This is a genomic window from Nostocoides veronense, assembly GCF_039531185.1.
GTDB lineage: Bacteria > Actinomycetota > Actinomycetes > Actinomycetales > Dermatophilaceae > Nostocoides_A > Nostocoides_A veronense.
Window position 1 is genome coordinate 18,209 of the sequence record NZ_BAAAPO010000033.1, and the last position, 10,696, is coordinate 28,904.

Annotated in this window: 7 protein-coding genes; 4 read left to right on the forward strand and 3 right to left on the reverse strand. The window is 67.4% G+C overall.

Going from position 1 to position 10,696, the window contains the following annotated elements:
- Positions 1-68 precede the first annotated feature (68 nt).
- Together ABD225_RS10300 and ABD225_RS10305 are read left to right on the forward strand one after the other, a co-directional pair.
- Positions 69-785 (forward strand): Crp/Fnr family transcriptional regulator, encoded by a 717-nt coding sequence (locus ABD225_RS10300; protein ID WP_344084544.1) that lies wholly within the window; start codon positions 69-71, stop codon positions 783-785.
- 29 nt (positions 786-814) lie between these two features.
- Positions 815-2,026, forward strand: coding sequence for an NAD(P)/FAD-dependent oxidoreductase (locus tag ABD225_RS10305; RefSeq protein ID WP_344084547.1), 1,212 nt, complete (start codon positions 815-817; stop codon positions 2,024-2,026).
- Here ABD225_RS10305 and ctaD read toward each other — a convergent pair.
- The 3 genes from ctaD to ABD225_RS10320 form a co-directional block, all read right to left on the reverse strand.
- Positions 1,980-3,701, reverse strand: coding sequence for an aa3-type cytochrome oxidase subunit I (ctaD, locus tag ABD225_RS10310; protein ID WP_344084550.1), 1,722 nt, complete (start codon positions 3,699-3,701; stop codon positions 1,980-1,982). The genes ABD225_RS10305 and ctaD overlap by 47 nt on opposite strands.
- Positions 3,702-3,860: 159 nt before the next feature.
- The gene (locus ABD225_RS10315) at positions 3,861-6,812 is read right to left on the reverse strand and encodes a bifunctional FdrA/YlbE family protein (protein WP_344084553.1); all 2,952 of its coding nucleotides are present in this window, start codon (positions 6,810-6,812) and stop codon (positions 3,861-3,863) included.
- Complete coding sequence (locus tag ABD225_RS10320; RefSeq protein ID WP_344084556.1) at positions 6,805-7,542, reverse strand: oxamate carbamoyltransferase subunit AllH family protein; 738 nt, start codon at positions 7,540-7,542, stop codon at positions 6,805-6,807. Before ABD225_RS10320 ends, ABD225_RS10315 begins: the two co-directional genes overlap by 8 nt.
- 35 nt (positions 7,543-7,577) lie before the next feature.
- Here ABD225_RS10320 and ABD225_RS10325 point away from each other — a divergent pair, with 35 nt between their 5' ends.
- Positions 7,578-8,996: a PucR family transcriptional regulator gene (locus ABD225_RS10325; RefSeq protein WP_344084559.1), complete on the forward strand. Its 1,419-nt coding sequence runs from the start codon at positions 7,578-7,580 to the stop codon at positions 8,994-8,996.
- Positions 8,997-9,171: 175 nt separating this feature from the next.
- Complete coding sequence (locus ABD225_RS10330; RefSeq protein ID WP_344084562.1) at positions 9,172-10,659, forward strand: uracil-xanthine permease family protein; 1,488 nt, start codon at positions 9,172-9,174, stop codon at positions 10,657-10,659.
- The last annotated feature ends 37 nt before the right edge of the window (positions 10,660-10,696 follow it).

Sequence of the window (10,696 nt, forward strand, 5' to 3'; positions counted from 1 at the left end):
GGAATCAACGTCGCCAGCGGCCGGACGGATTTGCGCAAAGGCGTGCGATCCTGAAGGTGGAGGTCACCATGAGCCCGCTGCCCGACGAAGCGATCGCCTCGTGCGTGGCACGGGTCTCCATTTTTCGCGGTCTCGACGCCCCGCAACGTGAAGACATCGCCCGATTCGGTCGTCGCGTGGAGTTGGCCTCCGGCGGCCGGCTGTATGGCGTGGGAGACCACGTCAGCGACCTCTTCGTCGTGCATAGCGGCCGGGTGCGGATGGTCCGAATTCTTGCTCCGGGCAAGGAACAACTGATCCGAATGGCCGGACCCGGGGAGACCGTCGGCGAGTATCCCTTCCTCACCGGCCGCCCGCCGCTCGCCTGGGTCTTCGCCGTCGAGCCGACGATCTTGTGCGTCTTCCCGCATCAAGCGCTCGCACCCTTGGTGACCCAATACCCCGCGATTGCGCTGCGCCTGCTCAGTGCGCTGGCCGAGCGCCTCGGTGACGCCGAGCGGCGTTTTGCCGAGCAGGCGGGGGTCGATGTCCCCACGCGCGTCGCCGAATACCTCCTCTCCCTCCCGCCCGGCTCAGGGACGCAGTCGGCGGTCGTGCAACTGCCGATGGCGAAGAAGGATTTGGCGTCCTACCTCGGGACGACGCCGGAAAGCCTCAGCCGCGCTCTGACTCGACTGCAACGTCATGGGCTGATCGAGGTGCAGACCCGCGGCCGGATCATGGTCCGCGACCGCTCGGGACTTGATGCAAGTCAAGGCGACCGTCTGTTGCAGTCGCCATCGTGAAGCCACAACCCCAAGAAAGAGGCGCTCAGATGTCGTCCGTTGTCGTGATCGGTGCCGGGCTTGCGGCGGCAAAGGTGGTCGAGGCGCTCCGCGAGGGTGACTTCGATGGCAGCATCACGTTGGTGGGCGCCGAGGATCACCCGCCCTATGAACGCCCTGGCCTGTCCAAGGACTACCTTGCCGGCACCAAGAGCGCCGACACCCTGCGCGTCCACGAGCCGCAGTGGTATGCCGCTCACGACATCGAGATGCGGTATGCCGATCCCGCGACCGCGATCGATCGGCAGGCACAGCGGGTGACCCTGGCGTCGGGGGAGGAACTGGCATACGACTGGCTCGTCCTGGCGACCGGTGCGCAGCCGCGGCTGCTTGACCTGCCCGGAGCCGACCTGGACGGCGTGGTCACCTTGCGCTCCATCGAGGACAGCACCCGGTTGCGCGCGGCGTTGACCCGCCAGGCGCGCCTGGTCATCATCGGCGGCGGGTGGATCGGCCTCGAAGTCGCCGCCGCCGCGCGCAATGCCGGCTGCGAGGTCACCGTCCTCGAGCGCGAGTCACTGCCGTTGTATGCCGTGCTGGGGCCGACGATGTCCGGCTACTTCGCCGACCTGCACCGGAAGCATGGCGTGGACCTGCGCACGGAGGTCAGGGTCGAGTCGATCGAGGGTGCAGACGGCCAGATCACGGGTGTCCGCACGTCCGAGGGAACTATCCCCGCGGACCTCGTGCTCGTCGGTGTCGGCGCGATACCTGACACCGAGCTCGCCCAAGCAGCGGGCCTGGATGTCGATCGCGGCGTCGTGACCGATGAACACCTGCGCACCAGCGATCAGCACATTCTGGCCGCGGGCGATGTGGCCCGAGCACGGCACACCTCACTGGGTGAGCTGCGAGTCGAGCACTGGGACAACGCGATTCGGCAGGGCAAGCTCGCGGCATACACCATCCTCGGACGCGACGAGAGCTTCGACTGGCAGCCCTACTTCTTCACCGACCAGTACGACCTGGGCATGGAGTATGTCGGCCACGCCGGCGCGGACGACCAGGCGATCGTGCGCGGCGACCTTGAGAGCGGCGCCTTCATCGTCTTCTGGGTTCGCGATGGCGTCGTGCGCGCCGCCATGAATGTGAACATCTGGGATGTCAATGACGACCTGCGAGCGATCGTCGGCTCGGAGGTCGCGTCCGATCGTCTTAAGGATGAGTCGATTCCGTTGGCGGAGTTGGCGGCTTCGGCCTGACCGAGCGGGTCAAGCCCGCCGGCGCTGCCTCGGGGTGGTGCAGGTCGAAGGCGGGTCGCTCGGATCGGATCCGCGGGATGGAGTTGAAGTTGTGCCGCGGGGGCGGGCAACTCGTGCACCATTCCAGCCCGGCGCCATACCCCCACGGATCGTCGTCGATCACGAGCGGCGCGGTCCGCCAGGTCAGCCAGACGTTGTAGAGGAAGGCGAGCGTCGACAGACCGATCAGCATGGACCCCACGCTGGAAATCCGGTTGGCCAGCGTGAAGCCATCCTCCGGCAGATAGTCGGCATAGCGGCGCGGCATACCGTCGACACCCAGCCAGTGCTGGATGAGGAAGGTGGTGTGGAAGCCGACGAAGAGCAGCACGAAGTGCACCTTGCCCCACATCTCGTCGAGCATCCGGCCGGTCAGCTTGGGCCACCAGAAATAGAAGCCGGAGAACATCGCGAAGACGACGGTCCCGAAGACGGTGTAGTGGAAGTGCGCGACGATGAAGTAGCTGTCCGTGACGTGGAAATCCATTGGGGGACTAGCGATGATGATGCCGGTGAGCCCGCCGAACAAGAACGTCGCGAGGAAGCCGAGGGCGAAGATCAGCGGCGTGCTGAAACTGAGTTGGCCGCCCCACATCGTTCCGATCCAGTTGAAGAACTTCACGCCCGTCGGCACGGCAATGAGCATCGACATGATGGCGAAGAAGGGCAGCAGCACCTGCCCGGTGGCGTACATGTGGTGGGCCCACACGCTGACGGACAGGGCCGCGATCGCGATGGTCGCGAAGATCAGCGTCTTGTAGCCGAAGAGCGGTTTGCGCGAGAAGACCGGGAAGACCTCCGAGACGATGCCGAAGAAGGGCAGCGCGATGATGTAGACCTCGGGATGACCGAAGAACCAGAACAGGTGCTGCCACAACATCGGCCCGCCATTGGCCGGATCGAAGACGTCCGCCCCGAACCGTCGATCGGCGCCGAGCGCGAAGAGCGCGGCGGCGAGGGGTGGAAAAACGAGGATCACGAGGATCGAGGTGATCAGCACATTCCACGTGAAGATCGGCATCCGGAACATCGTCATCCCGGGGGCGCGCAGGCACACGATCGTCGTGATGAAGTTGACACCGCCGAGGATCGTGCCGAAACCGGACAGTGCTAGGCCGAAAACCCACAAGTCCCCGCCGACCCCTGGACTGTGCACGGCGTCGCTGAGTGGGGCATACGCGAACCAGCCGAAGGCCGCGGCCCCGCCGGGGGTCAGGAAGCCGGCCGCCGTCATCAGCCCGCCGAAGAGGTATAGCCAATAGGAGAGCATGTTCAGGCGGGGGAAGGCGACATCCGGTGCGCCGATCTGCAGCGGCATAATCGCGTTGGCAAAACCGGCGAAAAGTGGTGTCGCGAAAAGCAACAACATGATCGTGCCGTGCATGGTGAACAGCTGGTTGAACTGCTGCTTGTCATCGACCACCTGCAGGCCCGGGCTGAACAGCTCAAGCCGGATGATCAGCGCGAGGATCCCGCCGAAGATGAACCAGGCAAAGGACGTAATGAAGTACAAATTGCCGATGACCTTGTGATCCGTGGTCGTCAGCCAGCGCACGATCGTTGTGCCGGGTTGGCGGCGCGGCACCGCGGGAGCCCTGCTGAGTGTCTGCGGCGTCCGAGCCCAGGTTGTGCTCATCGGGTCGCCCTCCCGTCGATGGAGCGCCGCGGGTGCACCGGTTCCCGCGGCGCCGGTCCTTCGATCGTCCGTCGCGAACGAAAGGCCCGCCTTGATATTGGTCAAGACGGGCGTTCGAGTTGTCGCGGACGAGCCTTGCCGGCGCTGGGCTAGGGCGTGTTAGACAGCCCGGGCGAGGGCGGCGAGCGCGCCGGTGAAGCAGGCTTCGGGCGGGTTCACCAGGCCGGCACCGACCTGGCCCGTGCCGGCAACCCGGCCGGCCATGCCGGTGTTGATTTGTGGAAGTATGCCGGTGCGGATCACCTTGGTGACATCGATTCCTGTTGGCGTGCCCCGGAATTCGAGGATGGGGATCTGGTATGCCGGGTGCTCACCTTCAGTGATCGCGTACATCTTCTGCGTCGCCTGCAGCGCGAAGGGCACGTCGCCGCCGACGAACTTCACGATCGCAGGGGCGGCCGCCATAGCCACGCCGCCGATGCCGCCCGTCTCGGTGATCGCCGAGTCTCCGATATCGGGATTGGCGTCCTCCGGGCCATAGGCGCCGAGGAAGAGACCTTCCGGGGTGTTGGCGGGGCCGGTGAACCATTGCTCGCCCGTGCCGGAGACGCGGATGCCGAAGTCGGTGCCATTGCGCGCCATCGTCGTGACGATCGTGGAGCCGGGTATGCCGTGCGCTGCGAGCGTTGCCAGCTTGCACGCGGGCATCCCGAGGTTGAGGAAGAAGTGCTCGTTGGCGCCCGAAAAGCGCACGGCCTCAGCGATATCCGATGGCGAGCCATCGGCGGTGATGAGGTTCGGCAGGAGTTCACGCAGCAGCATCAAGGAGCCGGCGCGGTTGCGGTTGTGGCCCTCGTCGCCCATCTGCAGCATCTGCGCGACGATCGCCATGATGTCGATGCGCTCTGCCTTTCGGACGGCCTGCTGCAATAGCGGCCCCAGCACCGAGTTCATCCAGTGCAGGCGATCAATGACTTCAGGACCGTAAGCGCCATAGCGCAGCACCTTGCCCAGGCCCTCGTTGAGCGAGCACCATGAGCGGTTGTCGTGGATGGGATCGTGGAGTTCATAGACCCACATGCTCGGGCTGACGACGCCCGCCATCGGTCCAACGGCATCGCGGTGGTGACACGGTTCGAGCGTGATGCCCTCTCCCGCAGCGAGTTTGGCCTCGGCCTCCTCCGGCGTCGCGGCCATGCCCTCGAAAAGTATGGCTCCAATGAGCGCGCCCTTCATCGGGCCGCTGGCCCGCTCCCACTCCAACGGCGGTCCCGCGTGCAAGAAGGTGCCCTTCTCCAGGCCCAGGGCCGCCGACGCGGGCCGGACGTCGACCAACTCGGCGCCAGCAGCGGTCATGCGCTCAAAGGCGAGCGCATTGGCGGCTTCGCGACGCGGGTCGAGCAGGATGCGCCGCAGATCAGCGGTGTCGACACCAGCCATCGGTGGCTGCCAGCGCGCTTCGGTCACGGCGACGGCTTGCGCCGTGAGAGCGTCACTGAATAGGCCGACTCCAACGGTTGCGACGACCGGTTCGGTCGGCAGCGTCGCTGCTGTCTGGCCGTCGTGTGCCCCGTTCTGCGGTGCGGAATCGCTTGTGGCGCTCGGCGTTTCGGGTTTCGGAGCGTCGTGGCCGAGCGCCGTCAACGCGGCTCGGGTGGCTTCGGCATTCGAGAGGTAAACCGAGGCGCCCGCGTCGACGAGGGCCTGCGCACAGGCCTCCAAGCCCTGCGGGTCGCCAGCAGTCCCCACGAGAGAGACGACGACCGGCAAATCGCGGCCCCCTGCAGTCGCTCTGGATCGTGCCGCCCGAATTGCCTCAGCCAGATCGCCAGCCGGATCAGGGTGCGAGCCATATCCGAGAACCAGATCGAGCAACAGCACCCCACAGCTCGGGTCGGCACCCTCGGCGAGGATCCGCTCTTGGCGCAGGGAGGGGTCGATCATCGGGTGCGCTCGGCCGCGGGTCAGTCCGTCGTCACCGAAGTCGATGACGACATGACCGCCATGCGCCCCGAGATCCGACCTGAGCGCCATCTCGGGCGAGAGGGGAATGTTTGACCGGATCGGTCCGAGCGCCTCGCCCGCGATGAGCATCGCCTCATCCGCCAAGGTGCCACCACAGAACAGGCCGCGCAGGCTCCCCGCACCGACCCCCTCGGGTGATTTTCCCCAGGAAAGCCATTGCGGCGCAGCGGAACCCGACGGACCGAGAGCGGCCGAGGTTGAGGTCGTGAGGTCCGGTCGCCCGGCTCCGAGGATCGCCCAGTGCACGGGGAGGCCGAGCGTGGCGGCATACTCCTCCAGGTCCGCCAGCACCTCGGCGGCTGGCGGCTTGGAGACGACGATGATCGAATCCGTCGCCCCGTCCGCCGCGAGCATCGCGAGCGCCTGGCGCGTCGAGCGACCGGCCACCTCGGTCTTGAGGTCGCGGCCACCGACCCCCAGCACGTGCGAGACCCCGACGCCCGCCGCATCGAGCAGGCACATGACCTGCTGGGCACCGGTGCCGGAGGCGGCCACGATGCCGACCGAGCCGGGCGCGACGACATTGGCGAAGCCGAGCGCGACACCGCTGACCACGGCCGTGCCGCAGTCCGGCCCCATGACGAGCACGCCGCACGCGGCGGCTGCGTCTTTGAGTGCGACCTCGTCCTCGACCGCGACATTGTCGCTGAAGAGCATGACGGAAACGCCGGCGTCGATGGCATCCATAGCCTCCGCGGTCGCGTGTTCACCGGGCACCGAGATCAAGGCCAGGTTGGACTCGCCGGCGGCGATCGCGCCGCCCAGGGTGACCGGCTCGGGCGCTGATCCGAAGCCAGAAGGCTTGCGGGAGTTGGCTTTCAGCTCGGCGAGCGCGGCATCCACGGCCGCGACTCCGGCGTCGATGGCCTCCGCGGAGTCGCCCTGCAACGCGACGACAACATCATTGACCCCGATGCCATCCGGCAGCGTGAAGCCCATGCCGGCGAGCACCTCGAGGTTGAGTTCGGTGCCCATCGCGACCTGTGCCGCGGTGATGCCAGGCGTCGCGGCGATGCGCTTCGACACCTGCATCAGCGTCACCGAGTCGTAGTAGGCACCGCGGCGGATAGCGACGAGCTCAAGCACTGAGGGACTCCTTGATCGGGTTTCGCTTCGGGTTCAGGTCGTATGCCGGGTGGTCGCCGACCGCTGTTAGGGCCAGATCGACGCCCCGCAGGAGCGCCGCTCCCGAGGTATGCCCGATCGCTGCCACCGCGGGTCGGCGCGCCGCCGCCATCGGGTCGCCTGTGGTCACCGCGTCGACATACGCGACGAGTGGCGGGACGGCATACCCCTGGGTGGCCGCCTCGATAAGGGAGGCGGAGAGCGCCGTCGTGCGGGGCAACAGGGGGAGGACGGCCGCGGCGAGGGCGGGGTCGCCGACGGCATATGCCACCAACAAGGCGCCGCAGATCTCGTCATCGCCCTCGGGGGTCAGGCCCTCACCGCGACCGATGCGCTCGGTAGACCATAACGCGCGCAGCGACACCCGGGAGGACGAGCGGCGACGCACGCGTGCCGGGCGCCATGCGCGCACGGCGTGGATGTCATTGTGCGGCAGCGTGATTCGGTCCGTCGAAACACCGACCTGGTCGCCGGGAGAGACGCCCCAGTCAACATCCCGGGACGTCACGCCCAGGCGCCAGGCCGTCGGCAAGGCGAGGCCGTCGGAGGTCACGACGGCCAGGACTCCAGAGCCGTGGCGATGGAGGTACACCGCGGTCGGGAAGGCCCCGAGGACCGTCCAGCGCTCGATGGCCCCCGACTCCGCCACACCAGCGCGGGGCGCGAGCGGCGAGCGGGCGGCAGGAAGCATGCCCCGACGCTAGCGACCTTGGCTAGCATCCCCGCATGGAGAAAGTTGCCAACGATCCCGCGGGATCGGTCATCGACTTGCCAGGAGCATCGGTGCCGGCGGGGGAAGTGGTCCTGCCCCTGGACATCCCCGAGGGGCTTGATGCCGACGGGCTGCGCACTCTGGCCGAGCACCTCGCCGCGGCGCTGCGCCGTGAGGATGAGGTGCACCGCTCCTTGCTGTCGACGGTCGTCGCGGGCGGCAGCCAGGCCGACCTGTGCGCGGCCCTCGCGGGGCTACTGGACATGCCCGTCATGATCACGACGACCGACGGGCGCGTCATCGCCGATGCCGGGGAGCCCGAGGCCCTCGCGGCGGCCTACGCCACGTCCGCCTTCGACCCGACCGGCCGATTCCTCGTCGAGCACGAGTTGGTCGGCGAACGAACGGGCGAGGGCGAGTGGGTGCGACGCGCCACCGTCCGGATCGTCGGCGGCAGCGGCGTCGAGGGCCGGATCGTCGCCTTCGGCGGGTCAAGAGTGCTGTCTCGCAACGACATACACCTGCTCGAGCGAGCGTCCACGGTGGCGGCCCTGGCGATCACCCGCGAGCAGGCCGTCACGGCCGTCGAGAGCAAGTACCGCGCCGAGTTCCTCCGCGACGCGCTCGCGGGTCGCGTCGGCAGTGGGCTCGACGCGATCGCGCACGCCGACAGCCTGGGGTGGACGCTGGCGCCACGGATGGTGGTCGTCGTCGCCGAAACCGATGAAGACGATGCCATCACCGAGCGCACGGCCGAAGAGGTGCGCGGCCTGCAGCAGCGTTTTGCCCGGGCGTGGGTGCGGGCCGTCGGCGCGCGCGACCGGCGGGCGCCGGTGATGGGCTTCAGCCAGGAGGTCGTCACTCTGCTCGCGATCACGCCCGAGACCGCGACCGAACAGGTGATGGGGGTCGTGGCGGACCTGGCTCGGGTGGTGCGCGGCGACGGCGGCGGTGGCCGGCGCAGCTTTTCCACGGGTGTCTCGCGGCCGGTGACGGACCTCGCGAGCTTGCCCACGGCATACGCCGAAGCACTGCGCGCTGCGGCGGTCGGCCGGCAGAAGCACGGCTCGGGTGCGATCACGCATTTCGACGAACTGGGGATCTATCGCCTGCTGTCCCTGGTGCCCGACTCGGCCGAGCTGCGGCAGTTCGTCACCGACGCCCTCGGCGATCTCGCCACCGATGACAACCCCGAAAGCGAGGGGCTTCGGCAGACGCTCACGGTCCTCATCGACACCAATCTCAATGTCGCGGAAGCCTCGCGAATCCTGTTCTTCCACTACAACACCCTGCGCTACCGCATCGTGAAGCTGGAGCGGATGCTCGGGCCCTTCACGACCGATCCGCAATTGCGCCTGACCCTCGCGCTGGCCCTGAAGGTTCTGGAAATGCGTGGCCTGGCGCAAAGCCGCAGGTCCGGGACCTCGGAGTGAGGGCACGGACCATCCCCGGCGGGGGATGACACGCGGGCAAGTCCTGCCAAGGCCACCGGTTGTCGCCTGTCGAGTGTCGCTCAGTCGCGCGTGTGGTCCACGCCACTAGCGTTCCCATCATCCCCGGTCGGGGCGGTTCCGCGTCGTGAGGCGCCGTAGCAAGGTTGGAGGGCGAATGTCGGCCTTTGGATGGAAATTGCACGGGAACGGCAGCCTGTCCGGTCCCGATGATGTCGTTGCTCCCGATGAACGCCTCTCGTGGGGCAAGACCATCGGCCTCGGGGCCCAGCATGTGGTCGCGATGTTTGGTGCGACCTTCGTCTTCCCGCTGGTCATGGGGCTGAACCCACAGCTCGCGATCATGATGAGCGGCCTGGCCACGATCATCTTCCTGCTCATCGTTCAGGGCAAAGTGCCCTCCTATCTCGGCACATCGGCCTCCTTCGTCGGCGCGGTGGCCGCGATCCGCGCGCAAGAAGGCGCCACCTCCGCCCGCGTGACGGGCGCGATCTTGGTGGCGGGCGTCGTGCTGGCGCTCGTCGGTGTGGCGATCCACTTCCTCGGCTCCGGTGTCCTGCACCGCGTGCTGCCACCCGTCGTCACCGGCGCGGTCGTCATGTTGATCGGCTTCAACCTCGCGCCCGTCGTGGCAGGAATCTATTGGCCGCAAGACCAGTGGGTCGCGTTCTTGACGATGCTCTTCACCATCGTGTGTGCGGTCGCGTTCAAAGGCTTTATCGGTCGCATCTCGGTCTTCCTGGCCCTGATCTTTGGCACCGCGCTGTCCTGGTTCCTCGACAAGACTGCAGGCCCGATCACCTCCGTCCTCGGTGGCGCCACGGAGGCGAGCGAGCACCTGCGCTGGAACACCGCCGGCATCGGAGAGGCATCCTGGTTCGGTCTGCCCGCCAAGACGACCATCGGCCAGGATGGGACCGAAGTGGCCGGCTGGCATATGCCGAGTTTCTCGATGGCCGCGATCCTCCTGGTCCTGCCGGCCGTCATCGCGCTCGTTGCGGAAAACACCGGCCACGTGAAGGCCGTCGCCGAAATGACCGGCAAGGACCTCGACCCAGTGATGGGCCGCGCAATCGCCGGTGACGGTGTCGGCACCGCCTTCGCCTCCTTCTTCGGCGGCTCACCGACCACCACCTATGCCGAGAACATCGGCGTCATGGCGGCCACCCGCGTCTACTCCACTGCGGCCTACTGGGTCGCCGCCTGCGTCGCCATCCTCTTCGGCCTCTCCCCGAAATTCGGTGCGCTCGTCTTCTCCGTCCCGGGCGGCGTCCTCGGCGGGATCACGGTCGTCCTCTACGGCATGATCGGCCTGCTCGGAGCCAAGATCTGGAAGGAAAATGGCGTCGACTTCGGCAACCCGATCAACCTGGTCCCCGTCGCGGCGGGCGTGATCATCGGTGTCGGCGATGTGAAGATGAAGTTCACCGACAACTTCACCCTCGGTGGCATCGCGCTCGGCACGATCGTCGCGGTGGGCGCCTACCACCTCGCCAAGGCCCTTGCGCCCCAAGACCTTCGGACGCGCGCCGAGGGAACGGCGATCGCCGTGGGCGACTACACCTATGGCGACAGCGACGGCGTCGATGACCTCCTTCAGGAAGACAATCCCGAAGACTTCTACGGTCACCGTCCCAAGCACTGATCCACCGCCCGAGGGCCCCGCGGTCAGCCGACTTCGG